Origin of the sequence: Jannaschia rubra, assembly GCF_001403735.1 — a bacterium.
In the GTDB taxonomy this organism is placed as follows: Bacteria; Pseudomonadota; Alphaproteobacteria; order Rhodobacterales; family Rhodobacteraceae; genus Jannaschia; species Jannaschia rubra.
The window spans coordinates 64,002-86,630 of record NZ_CXPG01000022.1; the positions used below are offsets into that span (position 1 = coordinate 64,002).

At 67.7% G+C, this 22,629-nt stretch carries 34 protein-coding genes; 21 read left to right on the top strand and 13 right to left on the bottom strand.

What is annotated here, in order from left to right:
* The first annotated feature begins 23 nt into the window (after positions 1–23).
* Positions 24–932 carry an MBL fold metallo-hydrolase gene (locus tag JAN5088_RS16225; protein WP_055683877.1) on the top strand — a complete coding sequence of 303 codons (909 nt, stop codon included), beginning with the start codon at positions 24–26 and terminating at the stop codon, positions 930–932.
* A 28-nt stretch (positions 933–960) separates the two neighbouring features.
* Positions 961–1,341, top strand: a complete 381-nt coding sequence (locus JAN5088_RS16230) for a rhodanese-like domain-containing protein (protein ID WP_199502171.1) — start codon at positions 961–963, stop codon at positions 1,339–1,341.
* Between the two features lie 46 nt (positions 1,342–1,387).
* Here the strand turns inward: JAN5088_RS16230 and JAN5088_RS16235 are convergent, their stop codons facing one another.
* Positions 1,388–3,844 (bottom strand): heavy metal translocating P-type ATPase, encoded by a 2,457-nt coding sequence (locus tag JAN5088_RS16235; RefSeq protein ID WP_082430067.1) that lies wholly within the window; start codon positions 3,842–3,844, stop codon positions 1,388–1,390.
* Positions 3,845–3,995: 151 nt separating this feature from the next.
* Between JAN5088_RS16235 and cueR the strand changes: the two genes are divergently transcribed.
* The 16 genes from cueR to JAN5088_RS16310 all read left to right on the top strand — a co-directional run bounded on the left by cueR (position 3,996) and on the right by JAN5088_RS16310 (position 12,308).
* Positions 3,996–4,427, top strand: a complete 432-nt coding sequence (cueR, locus tag JAN5088_RS16240; RefSeq protein WP_055683878.1) for a Cu(I)-responsive transcriptional regulator — start codon at positions 3,996–3,998, stop codon at positions 4,425–4,427.
* A 37-nt stretch (positions 4,428–4,464) separates the two neighbouring features.
* A complete protein-coding gene (locus JAN5088_RS16245) occupies positions 4,465–4,812 on the top strand; it encodes a hypothetical protein (protein ID WP_055683879.1) in 348 nt (115 codons plus the stop codon).
* 126 nt (positions 4,813–4,938) lie between these two features.
* Positions 4,939–5,928: a WD40/YVTN/BNR-like repeat-containing protein gene (locus JAN5088_RS16250; protein ID WP_233489826.1), complete on the top strand. Its 990-nt coding sequence runs from the start codon at positions 4,939–4,941 to the stop codon at positions 5,926–5,928.
* A gap of 11 nt (positions 5,929–5,939) precedes the next feature.
* Positions 5,940–6,431, top strand: coding sequence for a DUF411 domain-containing protein (locus JAN5088_RS16255; RefSeq protein WP_082430076.1), 492 nt, complete (start codon positions 5,940–5,942; stop codon positions 6,429–6,431).
* Positions 6,432–6,435: 4 nt separating this feature from the next.
* The gene (locus tag JAN5088_RS19480; protein ID WP_267885394.1) at positions 6,436–6,564 is read left to right on the top strand and encodes a hypothetical protein; all 129 of its coding nucleotides are present in this window, start codon (positions 6,436–6,438) and stop codon (positions 6,562–6,564) included.
* Positions 6,561–7,040, top strand: a complete 480-nt coding sequence (locus JAN5088_RS16260; protein WP_055683881.1) for a c-type cytochrome — start codon at positions 6,561–6,563, stop codon at positions 7,038–7,040. The genes JAN5088_RS19480 and JAN5088_RS16260 overlap by 4 nt, the downstream gene beginning before the upstream one ends.
* Entirely contained in the window at positions 7,037–7,609 is a 573-nt protein-coding gene (locus JAN5088_RS16265; RefSeq protein ID WP_055683882.1) for a DsbE family thiol:disulfide interchange protein, read from the top strand. The genes JAN5088_RS16260 and JAN5088_RS16265 overlap by 4 nt, the downstream gene beginning before the upstream one ends.
* On the top strand, positions 7,606–8,127 hold the full coding sequence (locus JAN5088_RS16270; protein WP_055683883.1) for a TlpA family protein disulfide reductase: 522 nt from the start codon (positions 7,606–7,608) through the stop codon (positions 8,125–8,127). Before JAN5088_RS16265 ends, JAN5088_RS16270 begins: the two co-directional genes overlap by 4 nt.
* Before the next feature lie 3 nt (positions 8,128–8,130).
* On the top strand, positions 8,131–8,406 hold the full coding sequence (locus tag JAN5088_RS16275) for a hypothetical protein (RefSeq protein WP_055683884.1): 276 nt from the start codon (positions 8,131–8,133) through the stop codon (positions 8,404–8,406).
* A gap of 23 nt (positions 8,407–8,429) precedes the next feature.
* Positions 8,430–8,726 (top strand): hypothetical protein, encoded by a 297-nt coding sequence (locus tag JAN5088_RS16280; RefSeq protein ID WP_055683932.1) that lies wholly within the window; start codon positions 8,430–8,432, stop codon positions 8,724–8,726.
* A gap of 51 nt (positions 8,727–8,777) precedes the next feature.
* A complete protein-coding gene (locus tag JAN5088_RS16285) occupies positions 8,778–9,428 on the top strand; it encodes an SCO family protein (protein ID WP_055683885.1) in 651 nt (216 codons plus the stop codon).
* Complete coding sequence (locus tag JAN5088_RS16290; RefSeq protein WP_055683886.1) at positions 9,425–9,868, top strand: copper chaperone PCu(A)C; 444 nt, start codon at positions 9,425–9,427, stop codon at positions 9,866–9,868. Before JAN5088_RS16285 ends, JAN5088_RS16290 begins: the two co-directional genes overlap by 4 nt.
* Positions 9,869–9,876: 8 nt before the next feature.
* Positions 9,877–10,476 (top strand): thioredoxin domain-containing protein, encoded by a 600-nt coding sequence (locus JAN5088_RS16295; RefSeq protein ID WP_144431869.1) that lies wholly within the window; start codon positions 9,877–9,879, stop codon positions 10,474–10,476.
* The gene (locus tag JAN5088_RS16300; RefSeq protein WP_055683888.1) at positions 10,473–10,964 is read left to right on the top strand and encodes a hypothetical protein; all 492 of its coding nucleotides are present in this window, start codon (positions 10,473–10,475) and stop codon (positions 10,962–10,964) included. Before JAN5088_RS16295 ends, JAN5088_RS16300 begins: the two co-directional genes overlap by 4 nt.
* Entirely contained in the window at positions 10,961–11,689 is a 729-nt protein-coding gene (locus JAN5088_RS16305; RefSeq protein WP_055683889.1) for a cytochrome c biogenesis CcdA family protein, read from the top strand. Before JAN5088_RS16300 ends, JAN5088_RS16305 begins: the two co-directional genes overlap by 4 nt.
* Before the next feature lie 4 nt (positions 11,690–11,693).
* A complete protein-coding gene (locus JAN5088_RS16310) occupies positions 11,694–12,308 on the top strand; it encodes a class I SAM-dependent methyltransferase (RefSeq protein WP_055683890.1) in 615 nt (204 codons plus the stop codon).
* A gap of 219 nt (positions 12,309–12,527) precedes the next feature.
* Here JAN5088_RS16310 and JAN5088_RS16315 read toward each other — a convergent pair whose 3' ends face one another.
* The 12 genes from JAN5088_RS16315 to JAN5088_RS16370 form a co-directional block, all read right to left on the bottom strand.
* Entirely contained in the window at positions 12,528–12,935 is a 408-nt protein-coding gene (locus JAN5088_RS16315; protein WP_055683891.1) for a DUF305 domain-containing protein, read from the bottom strand.
* Positions 12,936–13,006: 71 nt separating this feature from the next.
* The gene (locus tag JAN5088_RS16320; RefSeq protein WP_055683892.1) at positions 13,007–13,822 is read right to left on the bottom strand and encodes a MauE/DoxX family redox-associated membrane protein; all 816 of its coding nucleotides are present in this window, start codon (positions 13,820–13,822) and stop codon (positions 13,007–13,009) included.
* 16 nt (positions 13,823–13,838) lie between these two features.
* A complete protein-coding gene (locus JAN5088_RS16325) occupies positions 13,839–14,126 on the bottom strand; it encodes a metal-sensitive transcriptional regulator (RefSeq protein WP_055683893.1) in 288 nt (95 codons plus the stop codon).
* A 445-nt stretch (positions 14,127–14,571) separates the two neighbouring features.
* Complete coding sequence (locus tag JAN5088_RS16330; RefSeq protein ID WP_055683894.1) at positions 14,572–15,435, bottom strand: DUF6692 family protein; 864 nt, start codon at positions 15,433–15,435, stop codon at positions 14,572–14,574.
* Positions 15,436–15,459: 24 nt separating this feature from the next.
* Complete coding sequence (locus JAN5088_RS16335; protein WP_082430068.1) at positions 15,460–16,056, bottom strand: c-type cytochrome; 597 nt, start codon at positions 16,054–16,056, stop codon at positions 15,460–15,462.
* 271 nt (positions 16,057–16,327) lie between these two features.
* Positions 16,328–17,044 (bottom strand): heparan-alpha-glucosaminide N-acetyltransferase, encoded by a 717-nt coding sequence (locus JAN5088_RS16340; RefSeq protein ID WP_233489827.1) that lies wholly within the window; start codon positions 17,042–17,044, stop codon positions 16,328–16,330.
* A gap of 111 nt (positions 17,045–17,155) precedes the next feature.
* Positions 17,156–17,542 (bottom strand): SpoIIAA family protein, encoded by a 387-nt coding sequence (locus tag JAN5088_RS16345; protein ID WP_055683895.1) that lies wholly within the window; start codon positions 17,540–17,542, stop codon positions 17,156–17,158.
* Positions 17,543–17,558: 16 nt separating this feature from the next.
* Positions 17,559–18,473 (bottom strand): cation diffusion facilitator family transporter, encoded by a 915-nt coding sequence (locus JAN5088_RS16350; RefSeq protein WP_055683896.1) that lies wholly within the window; start codon positions 18,471–18,473, stop codon positions 17,559–17,561.
* An 18-nt stretch (positions 18,474–18,491) separates the two neighbouring features.
* Positions 18,492–19,244, bottom strand: a complete 753-nt coding sequence (locus JAN5088_RS16355; protein ID WP_055683897.1) for a transglutaminase-like domain-containing protein — start codon at positions 19,242–19,244, stop codon at positions 18,492–18,494.
* Between the two features lie 70 nt (positions 19,245–19,314).
* Positions 19,315–19,641, bottom strand: coding sequence for a YnfA family protein (locus JAN5088_RS16360; RefSeq protein WP_055683898.1), 327 nt, complete (start codon positions 19,639–19,641; stop codon positions 19,315–19,317).
* A gap of 32 nt (positions 19,642–19,673) precedes the next feature.
* A complete protein-coding gene (locus JAN5088_RS16365; protein WP_233489828.1) occupies positions 19,674–20,288 on the bottom strand; it encodes a cation efflux transmembrane domain-containing protein in 615 nt (204 codons plus the stop codon).
* A 61-nt stretch (positions 20,289–20,349) separates the two neighbouring features.
* Positions 20,350–20,778 carry a MerR family transcriptional regulator gene (locus JAN5088_RS16370; RefSeq protein WP_055683899.1) on the bottom strand — a complete coding sequence of 143 codons (429 nt, stop codon included), beginning with the start codon at positions 20,776–20,778 and terminating at the stop codon, positions 20,350–20,352.
* Positions 20,779–20,952: 174 nt separating this feature from the next.
* Between JAN5088_RS16370 and JAN5088_RS16375 the strand changes: the two genes are divergently transcribed.
* Genes JAN5088_RS16375 through JAN5088_RS16385 form a run of 3 tightly spaced genes read left to right on the top strand, consistent with a single transcriptional unit; the run spans position 20,953 to position 22,627 of the window.
* Entirely contained in the window at positions 20,953–21,552 is a 600-nt protein-coding gene (locus JAN5088_RS16375; protein ID WP_199502172.1) for an SCO family protein, read from the top strand.
* An 8-nt stretch (positions 21,553–21,560) separates the two neighbouring features.
* Entirely contained in the window at positions 21,561–21,974 is a 414-nt protein-coding gene (locus tag JAN5088_RS16380) for a disulfide bond formation protein B (RefSeq protein ID WP_233489829.1), read from the top strand.
* Positions 21,971–22,627, top strand: a complete 657-nt coding sequence (locus JAN5088_RS16385) for a DsbA family protein (protein ID WP_055683901.1) — start codon at positions 21,971–21,973, stop codon at positions 22,625–22,627. The genes JAN5088_RS16380 and JAN5088_RS16385 overlap by 4 nt, the downstream gene beginning before the upstream one ends.
* The last annotated feature ends 2 nt before the right edge of the window (positions 22,628–22,629 follow it).

Below are 22,629 nucleotides of genomic sequence, written 5' to 3' on the forward strand. Positions count from 1 at the left end.
GCAACACGAGAAAGGCGACGATCATGACCGACCACCAGCACCTGACCCGCCACTCCGCGTCGACCGGCGCGGGCAGCCCCGACGTCTGGGGCGTCTACGAGGCGGACACGGGCTCGATCCAGTACGTCGCCGCCTGCCCGCAGACCGGGAAGGCCGCCGTCGTCGACGCGGTGCTGAACTTCGACCCCGCTTGCGCCCGCACCTCGACCGAAAGCGCCGAGCGCGTCCTGGCGCTGATCGAGGAACGCGACCTGACGCTGGAGCGCGTCCTCGACACCCACCCGCATGCCGACCACCTGATGGCGTCGCACTGGCTGCGCGAGCGGACCGGCGCCCCCAATGCCATCGGCGAGAAGGTGCAGGACATCGCGGAGCTTTGGCGCGACTTCTACCACGAGCCGGACGGCTTCCACTCGGAGCGCCACTTCGACGCGCTGCTCGCGGACGGCGACACGTTCGAGGTAGGCGGCCTCACGTTCCGCGTCATGCTCTCGCCCGGCCACACGCTGGGCTCAATCACCTATGTCGCGGGCGACTCGGCGTTCGTGCACGATACGCTGATGTATCCCGACATGGGGTCAAGCCGTGCGGACTTCCCGGGTGGCAGCGCGGCCACGCTGTGGGACTCGATCCAGGCGATCCTGGCGCTTCCCGAAAATACGCGCCTGTTCGTCGGTCACGACTACGGAACCGAGGACCGCGGCGAGCCGATGTGGGAGGCGACCGTGGCCGAGCATCTGGCGCAGAACAAGCATGTGAGCCAGGGAACGACGAAGGATGCGTTCGTGAGGACCCGCGAGGAGCGCGATGCAACGCTCTCGCTGCCCGACCGGATGCTGCACGCGTTGCAGGTCAACTTGCGCGGCGGCGCGCTGCCCGCGCCCGAAGGGGACGCCAACAGCTACTTCAAGATCCCCGCCAACCGGTTCTGAACCGGGGCGCAAGCGAGAGGACGACGACATGAGCATGAGCATGAGCATGAAGGATCTGGTGGCCGAGGCACGCGGGCGAATCGCGGCGGTCTCGCCGCACGACGCGCATGAGGGCGGTGGGCTCGTGCTCGACGTGCGCGAGCCGGACGAGCTGAGCGAGAAGGGCCGAGTGCCGGGCGCTCTACATATTCCGCGCGGAATGTTGGAGGCGAACGCCGATCCCGACAGCCCTGTGGCGAATGAGACGCTGACCGCCGAGCGGGACGGCCGGACCGTCGACGTGCTGTGCGCTTCGGGCGCGCGCGCCGCGCTCGCCGCCGCCACCCTCGATCGCATGGGCTACCGCGCCCGCGTGATCGAGGGCGGCCTGGGGGCGTGGTCAAAGGCCGGCCTGCCGGTCGAGGACTGAGCCCGCCGGCGGGCGAACCGACTGCTGCCCGATGCACCGGAGGGAGCTACAGCCGCACTCCCCGCAGCCGCAGCGCGTTGCCGATCACCGAGACCGAGGACAGGCTCATCGCCGCCGCCGCGAAGATGGGCGAGATCAGCAGTCCGAAGAAGGGATACAGCACACCCGCAGCGACCGGCACGCCGGCCGTGTTGTAGATCATCGCGAAGAAGAGGTTCTGCCGGATGTTGCGCATCGTGGCGAGCGACAGGCGCCGCGCGCGCACGATGCCGTTCAGGTCGCCCTTGACCAGGGTGAAGCCGGCGCTCTCGATGGCGACGTCGGCGCCGGTGCCCATGGCGATGCCGACATCGGCCTGGGCCAGCGCCGGCGCGTCGTTCACGCCGTCGCCGGCCATAGCCACCTTGTGGCCCTCGGCTTGCAGGTCTCGAATGATCCGCGCCTTGTCCTCGGGCAGCACGTCGGCGCGCACCTCATCAAGACCCAGGCGACCGGCGACGGCGCGCGCCGTGCGCTCGTTGTCGCCCGTCGCCATTACGATCCGGAAGCCGAGCTCATGCAGCGCCTTGAGCGCGGCCGGCGTCGTTTCCTTGACCGGGTCCGCGACGCTCACGAGACCCGCAATCAGCCCGTCAACCACGACGAACATGACGGTTTCCCCCTCGTCGCGCCGGGCGTTCGCGGTCTCGGCCACGGACGGCGCCTCGACCCCGAGCTCCGCAAGCATCTTCGCGTTGCCCAAGGCGACCGCCTTGCCGTCGACCACGCCTTTCACGCCCATCCCGGTCACGGCTTCGAAGTCCTCGGCCTTGGCGAGCGTGAGGCCGCGCGCCTCGGCGCCGCGCACGATGGCCTCAGCCAGCGGATGCTCCGACCCGCGCTCCAGCGCGGCAGCGAGGCGCAGCAGCTCGTCCCCGGCCATGCCGCCCTCGGGCAGCACTCCCACCAGCTCAGGCTTGCCCATGGTCAGCGTGCCGGTCTTGTCGACGATCAGCGTATCCACCTTGGCAAAGCCTTCTAACGCTTCCGCGTTCTTGATCAGAACGCCCGCCTGCGCGCCGCGCCCCGTGGCGGTCATGATCGACATGGGCGTCGCCAGCCCGAGCGCGCAGGGGCAGGCGATGATGAGGACCGCGATGGCCGAGACCAGAGCGTAGGCCAGCGCCGGCGCCGGCCCCCAGATCGCCCAGGCCCCAAAGGACACGGCCGCAATGGCGATGACGGCGGGCACGAAGTAACCGGCCACCGCATCGGCCAGCTTCTGAATCGGCGCACGCGAGCGTTGCGCGTTCGCCACCATCTCGACGATCTGCGCGAGCATCGTGTCGGACCCGACGCGCCGGGCCTCGACGACCAGCGACCCGGTGCCGTTGATCGTGGCGCCCGTGACCGGGTCGCCCGCGACCTTCTCGACCGGGACGGGCTCGCCCGTCAGCATCGACTCGTCCACCGAGGACCGCCCCTCGACCACCTCGCCGTCGACGGGCACCTTCTCGCCCGGGCGGACGCGCAGCCGGTCGCCCACGGCGATCTCCTCCAGCGGCAGCTCGGCCTCGGTGCCGTCGGGGCGGATCACCCGCGCCGTCTTGGCCGCGAGGTCCAGCAGCGCCCGGATCGCCGAGCCGGTGCGCTCGCGCGCGCGCAGCTCGAGGATCTGGCCCAGCAAGACCAGCGTGACGATCACCGCGCCCGCCTCGAAATAGACGCCGACCTGCCCGCTCATGGGGTCGCGGAAGCCTGCCGGGAACAGGCCCGGCGCGATCACCGCCACCGCGCTGAAGACGTAGGCGGAGACCACCCCCATCGCGATCAGGCTGAACATGTTGAGGTTCCAGCTGCGGAACGACCGCCAGCCGCGCACGATGAACGGCCAGCCGGCATAGAGGATCGCGGGCGTGGCGATGATCAGCTCGAACCAGCGCACCGCGCGCGCGGCGATGAAGCTTTCCACGTGCAGCCCGACCATCGGCCCCATGGCGATGATGACCAGCGGCACCGACAGCATCGCGCCGACCCGGAAGCGGCGGGTGAAGTCCACGAGCTCCGGGTTCGGGCCCTCGTCGCCCGTCGGCACGCCCTTGGGCTCGAGCGCCATGCCGCAGATCGGGCACTCGCCTGGGCCGACCTGCTCGATCTCGGGGTGCATGGGGCAGGTGTAGGTGGTGCCCGCCGGCATCGGCTCGGGCGTCGGCTTGCCCTTCAGCCAGGTCTCGGGCGCGGCGTCGAACTTCTCCTTGCAGCGGGCGGAGCAGAAATAGAGCCGCTCGCCCGCATGCGAGGACAGATGCTCGGCCGCCGCGCGGTTCACCGCCATGCCGCAGACCGGGTCCGTCGCCTCGACGAAATCCTCCGGCGCGGCGGCGAAGCGGTCGCGGCAGCGCTCGGAGCAGAAATGGTAGAGATGGCCATCGTGGTCGTGGCTCGGCACGTCCGCCGAAGGGTCCACCTCCATGCCGCAAACGGGATCCCTGGGGTTTCTTTCGGTGACGTGCGACGTGTCCATGCCTGACCCTCCGGATGACGGATGCTTGCAGAGGTAGTGCTTCCAGTAGATGGAAGGTCAACGGGCTAATTTAACTTCGGAAGACAATTGACCTTCCAGCCGGTGGAACCCCTATCTGGTTGCTCAAGACGGAGCGAGAGGTGTCGCGATCATGAACATCGGAGAGGTGGCCGAACGCAGCGGGGTTCCCTCGAAGACCATCCGCTACTACGAGGAGATCGGTCTCGTCCGGCCCCTGCGAAGCGGGAATGGCTACCGCGATTTCGCGGCGGAGGAGCTGCACAGGCTGGCCTTCCTCGGACGCGCCCGGTCGCTCGGCTTCAGCCTCGAGGAGTGCCGGACGCTCCTGTCGCTCTACGGCGACCACGAGCGCTCCAGTTCCGACGTGAAGGCGATCACGCGCAGTCACCTAGCCCGGATCGACCGGAAGGTGTCGGAGCTGCAGGCGCTCAGCCGGACCTTGCGGGATCTGGTGGCCCGGTGTCATGGCGATGATCGTCCCGACTGTCCGATCATGGAAGATCTCGCCCATGCGGGAACCCGCGGATGCCCGGCTTCGCTCACGGCATCGTGCACAGACTGACTTGGGAACGCCGTCGGACGGCGTATAATTGAACACCATGCGACTGATCGCCAGCCTCATTCTTGCCACCGTCCTCGCCGCGTTCGCGGCAAGCTCGGTCGTGCATGCGGCTGGCTCGGCGGGAATGGCCGCAGAGATGGTCGCCTCCGGCGCCACGGTCGCGGAGATGGCCGATTGCGAGGCCTGCGGCGACGGGGAGTCCGGTGCCAATGGCATCGCGTGCGACTTCGTCTGCGGCGCGGGAGGCTTTGCGGCCGTACCTGCGCCGGCGCAAACCGGGAGCGTCTTCCAGGAGACGAGCGAGGCTTTGGGCCACACCCTGCCGCGCGACTTCCGCGGCCTCACCAGCCCGCCCGCCAAAGAGCCGCCGCGCATCCTCATCTGATCCGACGGCCCGCGCGCATGCGCGGGCTCCGTCCCGTGCCGCCTGCCGAAGCGTCAGCTCGGACAGGCGTCCAAGGCTCGCGCCGGACGTTCCGGCGAACGACCAAGACGATCAGAGAGACTTCACATGACCCGATCTTCCGATCCGGCGCGTCCGCGCCGCTCGACCTTCGCCTTTCCGGTGCGGCGGGAGAACGCCGCCCTGTCCCGCCGAAGCCTCCTTCATTCCGCGGTCGGTGCCCTCGGCCTGCTCGCGCTTCCGTTCGGAGTGCAGGCGGCCGAACCGGCGCCCCTATCGCCGACGGCGCTTGCCTTCGAGGGCGACGCGCTGCTGATCGCGGGCGAGACCTTCACGCGCAGCGGTGACGGTGGCGCCATCCAGACCTCGGATCCTGCGTCGAATGGCGGAGGGGTCCTGGCGCTGGCCACCCATCCCGATCGTCCCGGACGGGTCGTCGTCGGCCTCGCCACGGGCGGCCTCGCCATCTCGCAGGACGGTGGTCGCAGCTGGGAACGGCCGGGCGGGGGGCTGCCCGACGCGCCGGTGGCCGCGGTCGCCGTGGCCGCCGCCGAGCCGGACACCCTTTACGCTTCGGTCCAGGGCGACGGACTCTGGCAGAGCGAAGATGCCGGGCAATCCTGGACCTTCGTGATGGACCGCCCCTGGCTTGCGGAGGCCGAGCGCGATTCGCTGACGCTCGCCTCGGTCGATCTCGCGACCGGCATGGGGGGCATCTGGATCTATGCCGGCACGGAATCAGGCCTGACGCGCGTGCCCGACTGCTTCTGCCGCTGGCAGGACGTCCAGCCCGGCGACGCGATGGACGCCTTGGTGTCCGGCGATGCGCTGCCGCCCGAGGCCCCGTTGCCGGCGGGCGAGCCGATCCGCGCGCTGGCCAGCGCGCCGGCCGCGCCGGAGACGCTCTATGCCGCGCTGCCGTCGGGGATCTGGGCCTCCCGCGACGCCGGTGTCGTCTGGTCGCGCGCGGCGGAGGGGGATGCCGCCGCCGTGGCGGTCCACCCGGTCGATCCGAACCACGTCGTCGCAGCACTCGACGGCGACCTGCGACAGAGCCGCGACGGCGGCGCCACCTGGACCGCATACGCGGCCGAATGATGGAGTTCACCATGAACAAGACCTGCGTTCTCGCCTCGCTCGCGGCCGCCACGATCGCCGGCGGCATCGGCTTCGCCACCCTGTCCGCGGCGGAAGATCCGGGCCAGGCGCCTGCCGCCGCCGTGCAGACGGATCCTGCCAAGCAGGTCACGATCTGGCGCGATCCGGGCTGCGGCTGCTGCGACACCTATGCCGACTACCTCGAACGGCACGGCTATGAGGTGACGCGCATCGACGACCGCGACTTCGACAAGACCTCCGTCTCCGTCGGCGTCCCGCGCGAGGGCCTCGGCTGCCACCTCGCCAAGGTCGACGGCTATTTCGTCAGCGGGCTGGTGCCGGTCGAGATCATCGAGCGGCTCGTGACCGAACGCCCGGAGATCGCCGGCATCACGCTGCCCGGCATGCCCTCGAACGCCCCCGGCATGGCGCACGAGAAGTCCGGGACGCTGAAGACCTACGCGTTCGAAGAGGGCGGGATCGCCGTCTATGCCGATGAGTGAGTGCATGGGCATGATGAACGGGCCGATGATGGGCATGATGATGCTGGGCGGCGGGCTGGTCCTGCTGCTGGTCCTGGCGGTCCTGATCCTGAGCGTGGTCGCGCTGGTGAAATACCTCCGGGGGTCGGCATGAGGGGCGTCGCGATCGGCCTCGCCGGTGCCGGTGCGCTGGCTGTCGTGGCCTGGATGGCGACGGCCCAGCAGCCGGACGGCGCGGTGGAGGGTCTGACCTTCGCGGGCGAGCCGGTGACGGCCGCGGAGGTCGCGCTCGGGCAGGAGATCTACGCGCAGAGCTGCGCGTCCTGCCACGGCGCCGACCTCGAAGGGCAGCCCGACTGGCGGCGCCGGCTGGAGGACGGCCGGATGCCCGCGCCGCCGCATGACGAGACCGGCCATACCTGGCACCACGCGGACGGGCAGCTGTTCACGATCACCAAGCAGGGGGTCGGCGCGGTCGTGCCCGGCTACGAGAGCGACATGCCCGCCTTCGGGGACAGCCTGACGGATGCCGAGATCCGCGCGACGCTGGCCTACATCAAGAGCACCTGGCCCGAGCGCGAGCGCGCCTTCCAGGCTGAGGTGACGGCGAAGGCCGAGGCCGGGCGATGAGCGTCGAGGCCCGACCCGAGCGCCGGCGCCTCTCCTGGATCGCCCTTCTGCCGGTCGGCCTGTTCGCCGCGCTGGCGGGGGCATTCCTTTGGGGGCTCTTCAACAACGACGACCGCTTGCCTTCGGCGCTGGTGGGCCGGGCGGTGCCGGAGTTCGCGTTGCCGCCCATCGAAGGACGGCAGGACGGCCTGTCCTCGGCGGACCTGCGGGGCGAGGTCTCGATCGTCAACGTCTGGGCGTCGTGGTGCGTGCCCTGCCGGGCGGAGAACCCGCTCCTCGTCGAGCTGGCCGAAACGGGCACCGTCCCGATCTTCGGGATCAACTACAAGGACGAACCCGAGGGTGCGCTGGCCTTCCTCGACGAGCTCGGCGATCCCTTCACCCGCATCGGCGCGGACCGGTCGGGCCGCGTCTCCATCGACTGGGGCGTCTACGGCCTGCCCGAGACCTTCGTGATCGATGCCGAGGGCCGCATCGCCTACAAGCATGTCGGCCCCTTCGACCGGCAATCGCTGGAGGAGGACATCCTGCCGGTCGTGCGCCGGTTGCAGGCGGAGGGCGTGTCGTGAGGCGCCGCGGGTTCCTGGCAGGATCGCTCGCGCTCGCGGCGGCGCCCGCGGCGGCCCGGCCGCCGATCCCCCTGCTCGGGGAGCCGCGCGCCCTGCTGTCGCCGCCCTTCGTGGATGGCGACGGCCGGAACCTGACATTGGCGGATTTCAGGGGACGGGTCCTGCTGCTGAACGTCTGGGCCACCTGGTGCGTGCCCTGCCGCGAGGAGATGCCGACGCTCGACGCGCTCCAGGCGCGCCTGGGCGGACAGGACTTCCACGTCCTGCCGCTGTCGATCGACCAAGCCGGGCTCAAACCCGTGCGTCGCTTCTATGCGGAGATCGGCATTCGCCATCTCGACACCTACCTCGCCGAGAGCATCCGCGTCCTGGCCGCCTTCGCCGTGGTCGGCCTGCCCACGACGATCCTGATCGACCGCGAGGGGCGCGAACGCGGTCGCCTCGTCGGTCCCGCAGAATGGGACGGCCCCGGTGCCGTTACCCAGATCCAGTCCCTCATCGACGAAAGGAAGCCATAGGCCATGAACGAGACGACGAACGTGCCCGCGATGCCCGCGACCGCCCCATGGCGGATGCCGTTGGGCCGCCGGGGCCTGATCCTCGCGGCGATGGCGCTGATCGGTGCAGGCCTTTGGCTGAACTGGGGCTGGGTCGCAGCGATTGGCGCGGCGCCCCTGATCCTGAGCCTCGCCCCCTGTGCCGTCATGTGCGGGCTGGGGCTCTGCATGATGGGCGGCTCGAAATCTTGCGCGAGCAAGACCAATCCGGCCGGAGAGCCGGAAGCAACCAAAGACTGAACCCAAACCTGAAGGAGAAGATGATGACCAACACGAGCAAGCTCGGCTTCGCCGCGACCGCCTTGGCGGCGCTCCTGACCACGGCCGCCTTCGCGCAGGAGGCCGGGGACCAGCCATCCGGCCAGATGATGCAGAACCAGGACGGCATGTCCGGTGGCATGATGGGCGGAGACATGTCCGGTATGGAGGGCATGGAGGGCATGATGCCGATGATGGAGATGATGCAGAAGATGGGTCCGATGATGGAGGCCTGCACCGAGATGATGCAGGCCAAGACGGACCAGATGCAGGCGCCGGGCGCCGAGCCGCAGGACGGCTGACGCTCTTCCGCCCGGGCTACGGCCCGGGCGGACCAAACTGGATTCGAGACAATGACCTCAGAACAGACCACCCGCCGGCGCATCCGTCTGGCGCTTTGGACCGGCGCGGCCGCGATCCTGCTCGCCGCCGGCGCCGGCGCGCTGATCCTGCGGCCGGATCCCTTGCCGGCGGCGCCCTTGGCATCGACCATCGGCGAGGCCGACATCCGTTCGGAGTTTTCGCTGACCGATCACACCGGCCGCGCCGTGACCGAGGCCAATTTCGCCGGGCGCTGGCAGCTCGTCTTCTTCGGCTTCACCCACTGTCCCGACATCTGCCCGACGACCCTGGCCTACATGGCCAGCGTCCTTGACCTGCTCGGCCCCCGAGCCGACGCGGTGGCGCCGCTCTTCGTCACGGTCGATCCGGCCCGCGACACCGTTCCCGTGATGGCAGAATACGTCTCCGCCTTCCATCCGCGCCTGATCGGGCTGACAGGCACCGAGGCGCAGGTGGCCGATGCGGCGGCAAGCTTCCGGACCTGGTACGAACGGGCGGAGAACGAGACCGCGCCCGATGGCTACATGATGGCCCATGCCGGCCACATCTACCTGATGCGCCTGGACGGGGGATTCGAGGCGGTCTTCCAGGAACGCGACCAGCCGCCTGAGGCCGTCGCCGAACAGATCCTCACGCATATCCGAGAGCGAGAAGACCGATGAAGCTCCTCATTTTCATGGCGCTCGTTGCCGCGCTTCCATTCGCCGCGCATGCCGAGGTCACAGTCACGGAGGCGTGGGCTCGGGCCAGCATCCTCGCGTCCCGCCCCGGAGCGGCATACCTCACCCTGAAGAGCGATGTGGACGACCGCCTGATCGGCGTGACGACCCCTGTCGCCGACGAGGTCACGCTTCATGCAACGGAGACCAACTCGGCCGGCATCGGCCGAATGGTCCAGATCGAAGCCCTTGATCTTCCCGCCGAAGAGGCGGTGACGCTCACGCCTGGCCGTATGCATCTGATTCTGATGGGGCCTTCGGAAAAGTTTGCCGAGGGTACGACCTTTCCGCTGATCCTGCACTTCGAGACCGCCGGAAAGATTGTGGTCGATGTGCCCGTTCTCGGCGTGGCCGCCGCCGGGCCGGAGGGGCCTGCGAAATGAGGACGTTGTTGCTACTGGCCGTCCTGAGCGTGTCCACACCGGCGCTCGCCGACCACCCGGGCGACCGTCTCGACGAGGCGATGGCCGCCAAGGAGCCCGACTTCGAACAAGCCGAGCGGCATCCGCCCGCGATCAAGCTGCGAACGGTCGATGGCGCGGAGTTCGACCTGCGCGATCTCGAGGACAAGGTCGTCGTTCTAAGCTTCCTGCCCCAGGAGTGCGGGACCCCCTGCGCCGATCAGCAAGCGCTTCTAGCTGAAGTCCAGGAAGCCGTGAACGTCACGCCGATGCGCGAGATGGTTTCCTTCGTGACGGTGGCGTCGTCCGGCAGCCCGGTCGCTCCGGGTCGGGACGACGCCAACTGGCTCGGCCTTACGCCTCGAGAAGAAGGCGCTGTCGCCGAGCTCGGTGCGGAGTGGGCGGAGCTGTCGCGCCGCGGCGAGGAAGGGCCGATGGCCTATGTCCTTGGCCGCGGGGCCCGCAGCGCAGGCATCTTCCATGGCGCCGACTTCGATCGGATCAACATGGTTCTCTACGTCAACGGCCTGACCAACGCTCACCCGCCCGAGCCGGGGCTGTTTGACCGTATCCGGAGGCTGTTTCAGTGACCGACGCAACGTTTCTTGAAAGTGCGCGCCCCGACTGGGTGTCCGTGCTCCGCCGCTACGTCCTGTTCTCGGCCGGTGGCCATCTGCTGTGGGAGACCGCCCATATTCCCCTCTACACGATCTGGGTGGAGGGCACCTGGGGCGAGATCGTCTTCGCGATCGTGCATTGCACGGGCGGCGACCTGCTCATCGCCATGAGCGCCTTGTTTCTGGCGCTGTTCATCGTCGGCAACGCGTCCTGGCCCTTGGCACGCAGGGGCAGGGTCCTCGTCGTCGCGCTCGTCTTCGGCGTCGGCTACACGATCTTCAGCGAATGGCTGAACATCGTCATCCGGGCGGCCTGGGCCTACCGTGACATCATGCCGGTCGTGCCCGTCATCGACGCCGGCCTGACGCCCCTGTTGCAATGGATCGTGGTTCCGATGGCGGCCTACTTCGCCGCGATCGGCACCGCCTCGGAACGGCGCGGCGCGGGGGCAGGGCGGTGACCGATCTCTCCACCCTCGGGCTGGTCGCGGCGCTGCTGGCGGGCGCGATCTCGTTCCTGTCGCCCTGCGTCCTGCCGCTCGTGCCGGGCTACGTCTCCTACGTCGCCGGGCGTACCGTCTCCGGCGGCGCGTCGCCGTCGCGGGGGCGGGCGTTCGGGCTCAGCCTCTGCTTCGTACTCGGCTTTTCCACCATCTTCATCCTGCTCGGCGCTTCCGCCACTGCGCTCGGCCAAGCCCTGCTGCGATGGCGCTTCGAGCTCAACCTGATCGGCGGCGGGATCGTGATCCTGTTCGGCCTGTTCATGATCGGAGCGGCGCGCCTGTCGGCCATGGAACGCGACCTGCGCTTCCACCTCGACCTGCCGGGCGGGCAGCCTGTCGCCTCCTATGTGCTCGGGCTGGCCTTCGGCTTCGGCTGGACGCCCTGCATCGGCCCGATCCTCGGCGCCATCCTCACCGCCAGCGCCATGAGCGCAACGGTTGGAGACGGGGTGGCCCTGCTTGCCGTCTACTCGGCCGGCCTCGGCGTTCCGTTCCTGGTCGTCGCGGCGTTCACGGACAGCGTCACCGGCAGGCTGCGCGGCATCGGCCGCTGGGGCCGGCGCCTGCATCAGGCGGCCGGCGGCGTAATGGTCCTGATGGGCCTCGCGATGATGACGGGCCGCCTGAGCGCCTTGTCGTACTGGATGCTCGACGCCTTCCCGGTGCTCGGGCGGATCGGGTGAACGCATGCTGTCATACGAGAAACACGTCCTTCCCCGGCTCACGCATCTGGCCATGCGCCAGGATCAGTTGCTCCCCTACCGGCGCCGCGCCGTCGCCGGCCTGCACGGGCGCGTGCTCGAGATCGGGATCGGCTCGGGCCTGAACCTCCCGCTCTACCCCGGAGCCGTGGTCGAGGTCGTCGGGGTCGATCCCTCGCCCGAACTTCTTCGTCGGGCCGCGCGAAACTCCCATGGACCGATGCCTGCCACCGAGATGATCGAAGGCTTCGCCGAGGCCCTTCCGCTTGAGGATCGCAGCGTCGACTGTGCCTTGGCCACCTGGACGCTTTGCAGCGTGTCGGAGCCGGAGACGGCGCTGGCCGAGATCCGTCGCGTTCTCAAGCCGGGCGGCGTCTTCAGCTTCGTCGAGCACGGCCTGGCGCCGGAGCCCCGTGTCCGGCAGTGGCAACGCTGGCTGACGCCCGCCTGGCGGCGCTGCGCGGGGAACTGCCATCTCGACCGCCCGACGGCCGATCTTGTCGCGGAGAGCGGATTCCGGCTTGAACGGGTCGACACCGGCTATGCGAACGGTCCGAAGCCGATGGTCTTCATGTACGAAGGAATTGCCCGCGTCGAATGATCCACGCCCGGCTTACGGCTGGCGCGGCCAATCAACGTAGAGACGGACACCCCAGCGGGACCAGCCAGCGACGGCAGGCCATGCCACGGGCCTGCGCCGCGTCCGGTCGACCCGTCCGCCTGAGGGATCACGTCCATACCGCGCGGTGGCAGGCGTCGTTCGCCGGAGGAGGACTGCGTGGACCAGACTTCCTGACCGGCGGGGCCGACCCGGCGGCGCTCACTCGGCGGGCGCGGGCGGGGCTTCGATGCCCATGCGCTCGAGCATGGCGCGCATGGTGGCGATCTCGGCTTCTTGAGTCGCGATCACCGCCTGCGCCAAGGCCTCGACCTCGGCGTCGTCTGTCTCCTCCAGGAGCGCCCGGCTCATGTCCACGGCCGACTGGTGGTGGGGGATCATCATCAGCAGGAAGTCGGCGTCGGCGTCGCCGGTATAGGTCACGGCGCTCATGCCGGACATCATCACGTCCATGGCTTCCATGTAGGCCTGGGTCGCGGTCCCGGCTGGCATGTCCATCCCGGAGTGGTCCATGCCGGGCATGGCGCCGCCGTCAGCTTCCTGAGCCAGGGCCGGGACGGTGCTTGCGGCCAGCGCGGCGCCTGCGAGCAGGGTAATGAGCGTCTTCATGATCGTTCTCCTTAGGTTCTGGTCGGGGATTGGGACGCCTTCGCGGCCGTGCGCTTGGAAGGCGGGATGGATCACATGGCCCAGAGCACCATCCAGACGGCCATGCCGATCATGGTGAGGTTCTCGGTCAGCGACACGAAGCCCAGCGGCACGTTGGACTGGCCGCCCACGCAGGCGCATTTCAGGTCGCGGCGGTCGAGGTAGACCGCCTTGAACACCGACACGGCGCCGATGCCGCCGATGACGAGGGCTATGGGAGCCCATAGCCAGAGGAGCGCCCCGGCGACCATCAGAAGGCCCACCAGCGCCTCGGCCCAGGGGTAGACGTAGGCGTAGCGGGGGACGCGCTGCGCCAGTAGGTCATAGCCCAGAAAGCCGTTGGCGAAGCCCTCCACGTCGCGCAGCTTCTGGAGCGAGAGGAGCGCGGTGGCGAAACCCAGGAAGAGCTGGAGCGTATGGGCCGTGATGAGAGAAGAAGGCCCGCCCCCCATGCTCGTCGCCATGCCCCAAGCCACAGCGAGCGCGAGCGCCGCGGCCATGCCGAAGATCGCGATCACCGGCTTGTAGGTAAGCGCCTTGGGGTCGTGGACGGCCAGCCCGAGATGGCGACGCAGGTCGTCGTGTCCGCCGATCCGCTCGCCGTCGATCCACACCTGAGGCGTGGTCTTGACGCCGTGCTCGGCCTTGAAGGCGTCCGTCTCCGCGCGTGTCCGCAGCGGGTGGTCATCCACCGCAAAGCCGTGACGCTCGAGCAGGTCGAGCGCCTTGAGCCCCGAAGGGCAGACGTGCTCGGGCATGAACATGCGGTGGATGACCGCCTGGCGGGCCTGGCCCCCCAAGGCGTCCCGTGCGGGGCCCGCCGAAAGATCCGTCGTCGTCGTCGCCATGATGCGTCCTCCTGTCTTAGCGGCGCGAGCGGTCGAACAGACCGACCAGCTCGTCGAGCTTCATTTGCGTGGCTTGGGCATCGCCGGCCCGGATGGCTTCGTGCACGCAGGTCGCTGCGTGGTCGCGCAGGATCTCCGCCTCGGCCTTGGCCAGCGCTGCCTTCACCGCCTGGACCTGGTTGAGGATGTCCATGCAATAGCGGCCCTCGGCCACCATGCGCGCGACCCCTTGCACCTGTCCCGCAATGCGGTTCAGGCGGTGCACCTTGGCCTCGCGGCGATCGGCCTTGTCTGCTTGATCCATCAAAATCCCCTGATACCCCCTACGGGTATGTAGCAGCGCGGTTCGCACGGGCAAGATGCTCCTAAAGACGGACACTCGCTCGGACTTCTCGTCGATTGACCACACCGGCCGCGCCGTGACCGAGTCGGACTTTTTCGGGCGCCAGCATGGATACCGGATCGCCCTGAACCGGCTTGGCAGGATTCTCAAAGCGGCACGACTTGACCGGGCCTTGGCTGGCACGGCTGGCCTCCATGCGCAGCGGCGACGGCTGGCTCTGCCCTGCGGTGATCCTTGACCTGCCGCTGCGGCCACTCCGCCCGTGTCGAGACAAAGCGTGACCCGGTTGCGTGCACTGAGGAGCTAAATGTTTTGCGCCGGCCGTGTTCGACGCTGGATCACCATCCATTTGCCGCAAAGGAGCCCATGACGATCCGGACGCGATAATCGAACTACGACAGGACCCTCACTCTGCCTCGCACCCGTAGAAGCCGCGGTAGCCGACGGAGAAACCCTGATCGAGCGCGAAGACGAGTTCGGCGTTGGCGCGCCAGTCGGCCTCGTCACCGAGCGGTCGGACGGTGATCGTGGTGCCAGGCGCCGAGAACTCCACGCCGCCAGCGTCGGCCTCGCCCGAGCCTTCGAGAGTCACGAGGACCCCGTTGAGCTTCATGGCCGCCGCGCCGCCCTCCTGATCGCCCCACAGCACAGGGTCCGTCTCCGGGCTTCGGTTGAACGTGCAGCGGGTGCCCACCTCGAGCACGCGATCGGCCTCCGCCTCGGCCATCGGCGCAAGGTCAAGAGTCGAAATCAGCGTGTTCGTAAGCGCATCCTCGACGCTGCCCGGTTCGGCTGGCGGGTCTTGGTAGATGCTCTCGACCGCGTTGCCGGTTGAGGTTTCTGCGATGAGGTAACGCATCTCCGCTATTTCGCGCCGCTGTGCCGCAATGATTTCGTCGGCGAGCTTGCGGACGCGCGGGTCGCGGATCTGAGCGCGCTCCGATGTCATGATGGCGATCGAGTGGTGCGGGATCATCGCCCGCATGTAGCTCGGCCCGCTGACCGTCACCTGGCTGCGGACGAGCCACAGCGACAGCGCGAAGACGATCACCGAGCCCGCGAAGATCGCAATGTTCAGCCGCTTGTCGGAATACATCCCCAGCATGAACGCCAGCATGATGACCGCCATCGTGGCACCCATCAGGATCGCCATATAGGTGCGCGTCTCCGAGAAGAAGACGTGCTCCCAGGCGTAGGTGTTCAAGTACATCAGGATGAACATCACCACCGTGGAGGTGAGGATCATCAGGCTGAAGCGGATGTAGGACATGTTTCGTTTTCCTGCTTGTCTCGACTACTCTGCGGGGGCTTCGGGCTGCGGTTCCCCGTCCGCTTCGCCGCCGGCAGGCGGTGCCTGCGCCGCGCTTCCGTCGGCGGAACCGGTCAGCGACGCATAGTCGTCGGCAGTGAGCCCCGGTAGAGCGCTGACGAAGGCGGTGAGCGCGACCATCTCCTCGGACGAGTGGTGCCCGCCGAAAGCCGGCATTCCCGACATCTTGATGCCGTTGTCGACGATCCAGTAGATTTCCTCGGGTGTCCATTCGGTGGCGGCCTCGACCAGATGCGGCGGTTCGGGTCGCATGCCCCGCGACCATTCCGCCGGCTCGCCGCCTGGTGTTCCGTGGCAATGGGCGCAGTTTTCCGCGTAAAGCGCTGCGCCTTCGGTAACCAGATCCTCGGAGATATCGTCGGGGAACTCGACCCCGCCCGCCCGGCTGGTCACTGAACGGCGCATCGTGGTCTCAAATGTCCAACGAACCGGATCGGCATGCTGAGCCGACGCCGCGACGTTGTAAATGCCGGTATAGGCCACGGTCAGCCAGATCGCGATGGCGACGAGGAGGGTGCCGAGGACGCCAAGCGCGATGCCGGCTCCGAACTTCTTCGTCATTTGTCTCTCCCGGTGTTCCCACCTATCCGGCTGGTTGCTCCGGCTGCTGGGTTCACTTTGGTCGTGTGCCTATACCCCTAGGGGGGTATTGAACCCGAACGCGTTCGAACTTGGGATGTTCCCGGAAACCTTCGGAAGACATTGGTTGTTTTCGTGTGGTCACGATCTTCCCGCGAAGCTCCAAACTTGTTCTGATCGGACAGCTTGTGGTCCAATCGGGTATGCATCCGTCGTCGACGTTGCGTCCGCGTTACAGGTTCATGAGGATCGATCACCGGGCCAGCTCGACGAGCGGAGTGAGAATGCCGAGCAGCAGGGGCTGGTGGACGAGGTAGATCGGGAGGCTGTGCCGACCGAGCCACACCAGGAATCGGGCGCTACGTCCTTCGAGCGGCCGCACGCGATACGCCCAGCCACGAGCGAGCGCCAGCCGCGTTCCGGCCATGCCGAGCAGTGTCAATCCGAGCCACGGGAAGACGGGAACGAAGTCGTTGCTGAGCGGGGGCGAAGCCGCGAAGCCGGTCCATGCCAGCCATCGCGGATCAAAGGCCGACGAGGTCCACGAGAAGCCGAGAATGTAGATCGCGATGCCGAGCGCCGCGATGAGAGAGACATGCAGGCGCAGCACGAGAACGCCGACGACGCTCGCCAGAGCGATGGCATGCAGGATGCCGAAATAGACGAAGGTCTGCGGGAAGACGACGCGGGTCACGAGCGTGATCGCGAGAGCCGCCGCCGCCAGCACAGCTAGGCGCCGCATGAACGCGCGTCGTTGGAACCCACCCGCCGAGGCGAGGACAAGGCTCACCCCCACCAGCACCATGAAGGTGCCCGCGAGCGAGCGGCCGAATAGCAGCCACCATGGGTGGGTCGCGATCCCGGCCGGGATGACTCCGAGATAGGCGAGGTCCCACACGAGGTGGAACAGTACTACGCCCGCGATCGCGAGCCCTCGCACGACGTCGACGATGTCTAGTCGCGGGATCACGCTCGTTCGGGAACTCGGCTCCCGTGCCGACGATGTGCGCGCGACGGAGGAACGCTTATCGCATCGCTGGTTCATGTCGTGCCGATGTAGCCGGATCTGACGCGTCGCAACTCACCGGGACGCATCTGCTGCACCGACCCCCGCCGCCGCCCAGGCGACTGCGCCTTCACGCTCGTCCGGCGCGAAGCAGCGCAGCTCCGCGCGCGTGAGCAGGTCGCCCGCCTTCGTGACCCACTCGATCCACGGCTCGTCGGCGACGAGCGCGACACGGGCGAAGTCGTCCGCGTGCCGCGTGTCGATCTGCATGTCCGCCCACAGCGCGGACGGACTCGCATAGCCATCGAACGCGCCCATGAGAATGACGAGCGCGGGTCGGTCGTGACGGGCAAGCTGGCGGTCGATCCAGGCATGCATCTCCTCGAAGTCGCGCTCGGACAGTCGGCCGGCACATTCGAGCGCGAGGACTCCTGGAGCCTCGACAGCGATCTCATTCCACATGGTCCTTCTCCTTTTTTCAGCCGTGCCCGTAGAGGTCGGCATCCTCGTGCCTGCGGTCGGCTGGCTCGAACTCCAGCGTCGAGTGCTCGACGTCGAACTCGTCCTTCAGCCGCGATTTGATCGCCGCCTTGATGTCCTCAATCTCGCCCCAACGGTCGCGCGACACGACGACGTGAGTGTCGAGCGCGACGGCATGTTCTTCCATCTGCCAGAAATACGCGTGATGGAGCTCCTCGACGCCGTCGATCCCGGACACGGCGGCGATCACCGCATCGGTATCGATGTCGGGCGGGCTGCCCAGCATCAGCGTGCGGATCGGCCCGCCGATTTCGGTCAGGGCGAGGTAAAGAATGTAGGCTGCGATGCCGATGGTGATGGCCGGGTCCACCCAGTGGAGGTCATAAAGAAGGATCAGCGTACCGCCGACGATCACGGCGACCGAAGCCAACGCGTCCGACAGGTTGTGCAGGAAGAGCGCGCGGATATTCACGGAGCCCTTCTGCATCGAGTAGGTCAAAACCGCCGTAAGGGTGTCCACCGCCAAGGCCACGCCGCCTAGAATTACGACGGTCCAGCCGGCGACCTCCGAGGGCTCGATCCAGCGCATCACCCCCTCGTAGAGCAGGTAGACCCCGATCAGAATGAGCGACGTGTAGTTGATCAGCGCGGCCACGATCTCGACCCGGCCGTAGCCGAAGGTCATTTTCGCATCGGCCGGTCGCCGCGCGATCTTGCGCGCGCCAAAGGCGATCAACAGCGAGGCCATGTCCGAGAAATTGTGGATCGCGTCGGCGATCAGCGCGAGGCTGCCCGACAGGATGCCGCCCACGATCTGCGCGACCGTGAGCAGGCCGTTGGCCCAGATGGCGACGGCGACCCGGCGGTCGCCGGACTCGGGGTCGATATGAGTGTGGCCGTGGTCGTGGGGCATGGCATTCTCCTTACCTTTTCAGGCCGGACCGCGCGCGTGCGTGTGGCCGGGGATGGCCGGCACGCGGCCTGCGCGGATCCGGCGCACGCGGGCGTTCATCCAATGGCGGATCGCGTGCGCGTAGAGGAAGCCGCGCACGAGCCCGAAGCGCTGCCGGTGGGTGGTGTAGAAGGCATCGGGTGCATCGAAGAGGCCGAGATCCTCCTCGATTCCGGTGCGCTGGATGTAGGTGCCGCTCCCGGTCCAGTCGACCGGGGGACACGACAGGCGGTCCGTGCCCGCACCGTAGCCGCAGAGCGCGTCGCCTTGGCCCGCGAACCGCGCCTGCAGCGCCTTCAGGTACGCGTTATCGAGGATGAAGCCCTCAAGGTTTACCCACGCGCCGTCATGCGCGACCTCGATCCAGGAATGCAGGATGCGGTCTGGCGCGATCGGGTAGACGGCCTCGGGCACGACGCCACGCTGGAGCGCCTTGTGGATGGTGAAGCCGTGTAGCCTGCAGCGGATGCCCAGGGCCCGCAGCAGCGCCATGAGCAGCGTGCCCTTGGTGTTGCACTGGTCATAGCCGTCAGCAAGCACGCGACTGGCCGGGATGTCGTCGGCGCGGTTGTAGCCGAACGCGATCTCGTCGCGCACGAAAGCATATGCCGCGCCGATGCGGTCCGTCTCGGACATGGCCCGCCAGCGGCGCGCGTCGATCAGCGCGGCAATGGCCGGGTGGCCGTAGTCCAGAAGCGGAGTCTCTGCGAGCAGCAGGTCGGCGGGGGGCATGGAGCCTCTCCTCGAATCGTCTGTCGAAGAGCGTAACAGCTACAGCGACTATAGCTTCAAGCCCTGTTGATCATGCGCCGCGCGGTGCAGCCAGAATGATCGTCACGCCGATCAGGCAGATTGCCGTACCGATCACGTCCCACCTGTCCGGCCTCTGTCCCTCGGCCAACCACATCCAAAGAACCGACGCAGCGATGTAGACACCGCCATAGGCCGCGAAGGCACGTCCCGCCGTGACAGTCTCGACCTGAGCGAGCAGCCACCCGAAGATGGCGAGCGAAAGGATGCCAGGCAACAACCACAGCGGCGCGGCCCCGAGGCGCCACCACGCCCAGATCGCGAAGCAGCCGGCAATTTCGGCCAGCGCGGCCAACGGATATGCGATCGCTGCGGTCATGTCAGGCGTGGGTTCCGTCGCGGTTTCCTGTCCTATGCATCCAGGTCGTCATGAACCGCTTTATGGTGCTCGCCATGAGCGTCCCGCAGGATTCCGACGCCGCCCCAGGCCGCAATGGCCGCGACCGCAACTCCGACAACAAGGTCAGGCCAATTGCTGCCCAGCCAGGCCACCAATCCGCCTGCGATAAGGATGCCGAGATTGGCCACGAAGTCGTTGAGGCTGAACGTGTTGGCCGCGCGGACATTCACGTCGGGGTTCTGGATACGGCGCAGCAGGACGACGCAGGCGAAGTTCACCGCGGCCGCGATCATCGCCATCACGATCATCACGGGACCGAGAGGATCCGATCCTTCCAGATACCGGCGTCCCGCGTCGAACAGGATTCCGATGGCGAAGAGGATGAGGAGGCCGCCCGAGACGTTCGCGGCGCCGCGCTTCCACCGGCCGGAACGGGACAGGGCGAAGAGGCTCAGGGCGTAGACAAACGCGTCGGACGTGTTGTCGAGACCGTTGGCGATCAGGGCCGAGGAGTCGCCGAACGCGCCGGTGCCGAAGAAACCGACCGCAATGGCGACGTTCAGGGCAAGCACGATCCAGAGGATGCGACGCTGGCGCGCGTCCTGCGGCTTGATGGTCTCGCTCACGTCGGGTCCTCCGGCTCGGAGGGGAACAGACCCGAGATCAAGGCGGTTCCCGCCGCAAGCCTCATCCGCCGATCTCCTCGTGCTCCGTCAGGCATTCCGAATGGTCCCGCAGCACTTCGAGGACCCGGCACTCGGCCACGCTGTCGCCGTCGCAGTCGGCGACCATGCGCTTCAGTTCCTTGCGTAATACCTGAAGCCGCGCGAGGCGTAGCTCGACCTGTCGCAGCTGCCGCCGCGCAATCGCATCGGCCTCGGCGCAAGGCCGGGAGGGGCTGTCGGACAGGTCCAGCAACTCGCGGATCGCGTCGAGCGGGAAGCCGAGCTGGCGGGAATGGCGAATGAAGGCGAGCCGGTCGAGATCGGCCTCATGATAGCGACGCTGCCCACCTGACGACCGCCCCGGCTCGCGCATCAGGCCGATCTGTTCGTAGTACCGGATCGTCTGGACTTTGGTCCCGGTCCTGGCGGAAAGGGTTCCGATCGTGTGCATCGCTGTTGCCTCATCTCTATCGACTGTAGGGTCTAGATGATCGGACATCCTGCGGCGAGGGAGGCTTCACGGTCTCGTGACCCGATGCCGGATTGGGTCAATTCGTCTTGAACCTCTACCTGCTGCAGGTCCTATCTCCCGCCTCATGATGGTTTATACGCATTGCTCCGTCGCATGAGGACGGTCCGAACGGTGGCATGGGTCCTGGTCGGCATCGCCGCGTTCGCGCTCGTCTGGCTGCTGCTCTGGGCAGACTATCGCGCGGCACAGGTTGAAGACGGCAGCTTGGGGTTTCAGGCGGTTTTCGAGTTGACAGATCATCAGGGGATGATCCGCACGCAGGAGGATTTCGCGGGTCGCTGGATGCTGGTCTTCTTCGGCTTCGCGAACTGCCCTGACGTCTGTCCGACGACTTTGGCCGAGATCGCCGCCGTCATGGACGGCCTAGGAGAGGACGCCCCGATGGTCCAGCCGCTCTTCATCTCGGTCGATCCCGAGCGGGACACGCCCGCCGCAATGGCGGATTTCATGCAGGCCTTCGACGCGGGCATCGTCGGACTGACCGGGACGCCGGAGCAGACCGACCGCACCGGGGACAGCTTCCACATCTATTTCGAGAAGGTCGAGCAGGCCGCGGCGCCGGGGGGCTACACGATGAGCCATTCGTCGCAGTTGTTCCTGTTCGGCCCCGACGGTGCCTACGTCAAGTCTTGGACCTACGGCACGCCCGCCGAGGATATTCTTGCGGACTTGAAGCAGAAAATGTCCTCGTGAAGCGGCGCTTGTCTGGAGAGACCGCCCTCGCGGCTGCGTGGACCCTGGCGCTCGTCGCCTCGCTGGCCGTCCTGTTCATCGGCGAGGTGCTGGGACAAATGCCCTGCGTGCTCTGCTGGTATCAGCGCGCCTTCATGTTCCCGCTGGCGATCATCCTCGGGCTTGGGCTGTGGTGGGGGGATGCCCGCGTCGGCCGCTACGGCGTGGTCCTTGGCCTCGGCGGCGGTCTGTTTGCGCTCTGGCACCTGGGGCTCTACGCCGGCTTCATTCCCGAGCCGATCCAGCCCTGCACCGAGACCGGCCCTTCCTGCACTGACGAGAACCAGCTGATCCTCGGCATCCCGATCCCGCTTCTGTCGCTCATGGCCTTCGCGCTCGTCGCGGGCCTGTCGGCACTCTCCCTGAAGGAACCCCGTCCATGAACCGAAAGATCATCCTGTCCGTCCTCTTGCTGGGGCTCGCCGGATTTGCACTGGCCGCATGGTTCGTCACACAACCGGGCCCGGCGGTGCAGACGGCGGCTGTCCCGCCCGCGCAGGCAGAAGCGCTGCTTCGCCCCCATTCGCCGATCCTCGGGCCCGAAGAGGCGCCTGTCACCATCGTCGAGTTCTTCGATCCGGCCTGTGAGGCCTGCCGCGCATTCTATCCCATCGTGAAAAGCATCATGGCCGAGCATGGCGATGCGGTGCGCGTTGCCATCCGCTATACGGCGTTCCACGGTGAGGCCTCCGAGGAGGCGATCCGCGTGCTGGAGGCGGCGCGGATGCAGGGCGTCTACGAGCCGGTGCTGGAGGCGCTCCTGCGCGAGCAGCCCCGCTGGGCGTCGCACGGCGCGCCGAATGCCGGGTCGATCCTCGAGATTGCGGCCGAAGCCGGGCTGGACGCCGAGGCGGCGCGGACGCAGATGCTCGCACCCGACGTGGTGGCGATCCTCAACCAGGACCGCGCCGACGTGGAGACGGTCGGCATCCGCGGAACCCCGACCTTCTTCGTCAACGGCCGGCCTGTGGAGCCGTTCGGCGAGGCGGAATTGCGGGCACTGGTCGCCGAAGAGGTCGCAACCGCCGGAAGCTGACG

Bases quoted from the DNA above. Each gene is read 5' to 3' on its own strand.
- JAN5088_RS16285 (WP_055683885.1), top strand. From the start codon at position 8,778: ATGACCTCAGAACAGACCACCCGCCGGCGCATCCGTCTGGCGCTTTGG.
- JAN5088_RS16235 (WP_082430067.1), bottom strand. From the start codon at position 3,844: ATGGACACGTCGCACGTCACCGAAAGAAACCCCAGGGATCCCGTTTGC.
- JAN5088_RS16325 (WP_055683893.1), bottom strand. From the start codon at position 14,126: ATGGATCAAGCAGACAAGGCCGATCGCCGCGAGGCCAAGGTGCACCGC.
- JAN5088_RS16360 (WP_055683898.1), bottom strand. From the start codon at position 19,641: ATGACCGCAGCGATCGCATATCCGTTGGCCGCGCTGGCCGAAATTGCC.
- JAN5088_RS16335 (WP_082430068.1), bottom strand. From the start codon at position 16,056: ATGACGAAGAAGTTCGGAGCCGGCATCGCGCTTGGCGTCCTCGGCACC.
- JAN5088_RS16265 (WP_055683882.1), top strand. From the start codon at position 7,037: ATGAGCGTCGAGGCCCGACCCGAGCGCCGGCGCCTCTCCTGGATCGCC.
- JAN5088_RS16320 (WP_055683892.1), bottom strand. From the start codon at position 13,822: ATGGCGACGACGACGACGGATCTTTCGGCGGGCCCCGCACGGGACGCC.
- JAN5088_RS16260 (WP_055683881.1), top strand. From the start codon at position 6,561: ATGAGGGGCGTCGCGATCGGCCTCGCCGGTGCCGGTGCGCTGGCTGTC.
- JAN5088_RS16245 (WP_055683879.1), top strand. From the start codon at position 4,465: ATGCGACTGATCGCCAGCCTCATTCTTGCCACCGTCCTCGCCGCGTTC.
- JAN5088_RS16350 (WP_055683896.1), bottom strand. From the start codon at position 18,473: ATGCCCCACGACCACGGCCACACTCATATCGACCCCGAGTCCGGCGAC.
- JAN5088_RS16230 (WP_199502171.1), top strand. From the start codon at position 961: ATGAGCATGAGCATGAGCATGAAGGATCTGGTGGCCGAGGCACGCGGG.
- JAN5088_RS16355 (WP_055683897.1), bottom strand. From the start codon at position 19,244: ATGCCCCCCGCCGACCTGCTGCTCGCAGAGACTCCGCTTCTGGACTAC.
- JAN5088_RS16290 (WP_055683886.1), top strand. From the start codon at position 9,425: ATGAAGCTCCTCATTTTCATGGCGCTCGTTGCCGCGCTTCCATTCGCC.
- JAN5088_RS16370 (WP_055683899.1), bottom strand. From the start codon at position 20,778: ATGCACACGATCGGAACCCTTTCCGCCAGGACCGGGACCAAAGTCCAG.
- JAN5088_RS16250 (WP_233489826.1), top strand. From the start codon at position 4,939: ATGACCCGATCTTCCGATCCGGCGCGTCCGCGCCGCTCGACCTTCGCC.
- JAN5088_RS16315 (WP_055683891.1), bottom strand. From the start codon at position 12,935: ATGAAGACGCTCATTACCCTGCTCGCAGGCGCCGCGCTGGCCGCAAGC.
- JAN5088_RS16275 (WP_055683884.1), top strand. From the start codon at position 8,131: ATGAACGAGACGACGAACGTGCCCGCGATGCCCGCGACCGCCCCATGG.
- JAN5088_RS16345 (WP_055683895.1), bottom strand. From the start codon at position 17,542: ATGTGGAATGAGATCGCTGTCGAGGCTCCAGGAGTCCTCGCGCTCGAA.
- JAN5088_RS16310 (WP_055683890.1), top strand. From the start codon at position 11,694: ATGCTGTCATACGAGAAACACGTCCTTCCCCGGCTCACGCATCTGGCC.
- JAN5088_RS16280 (WP_055683932.1), top strand. From the start codon at position 8,430: ATGACCAACACGAGCAAGCTCGGCTTCGCCGCGACCGCCTTGGCGGCG.
- cueR (WP_055683878.1), top strand. From the start codon at position 3,996: ATGAACATCGGAGAGGTGGCCGAACGCAGCGGGGTTCCCTCGAAGACC.
- JAN5088_RS19480 (WP_267885394.1), top strand. From the start codon at position 6,436: ATGGGCATGATGAACGGGCCGATGATGGGCATGATGATGCTGGGCGGC.
- JAN5088_RS16255 (WP_082430076.1), top strand. From the start codon at position 5,940: ATGAACAAGACCTGCGTTCTCGCCTCGCTCGCGGCCGCCACGATCGCC.
- JAN5088_RS16385 (WP_055683901.1), top strand. From the start codon at position 21,971: ATGAACCGAAAGATCATCCTGTCCGTCCTCTTGCTGGGGCTCGCCGGA.
- JAN5088_RS16330 (WP_055683894.1), bottom strand. From the start codon at position 15,435: ATGTCCTACATCCGCTTCAGCCTGATGATCCTCACCTCCACGGTGGTG.
- JAN5088_RS16375 (WP_199502172.1), top strand. From the start codon at position 20,953: ATGAGGACGGTCCGAACGGTGGCATGGGTCCTGGTCGGCATCGCCGCG.
- JAN5088_RS16225 (WP_055683877.1), top strand. From the start codon at position 24: ATGACCGACCACCAGCACCTGACCCGCCACTCCGCGTCGACCGGCGCG.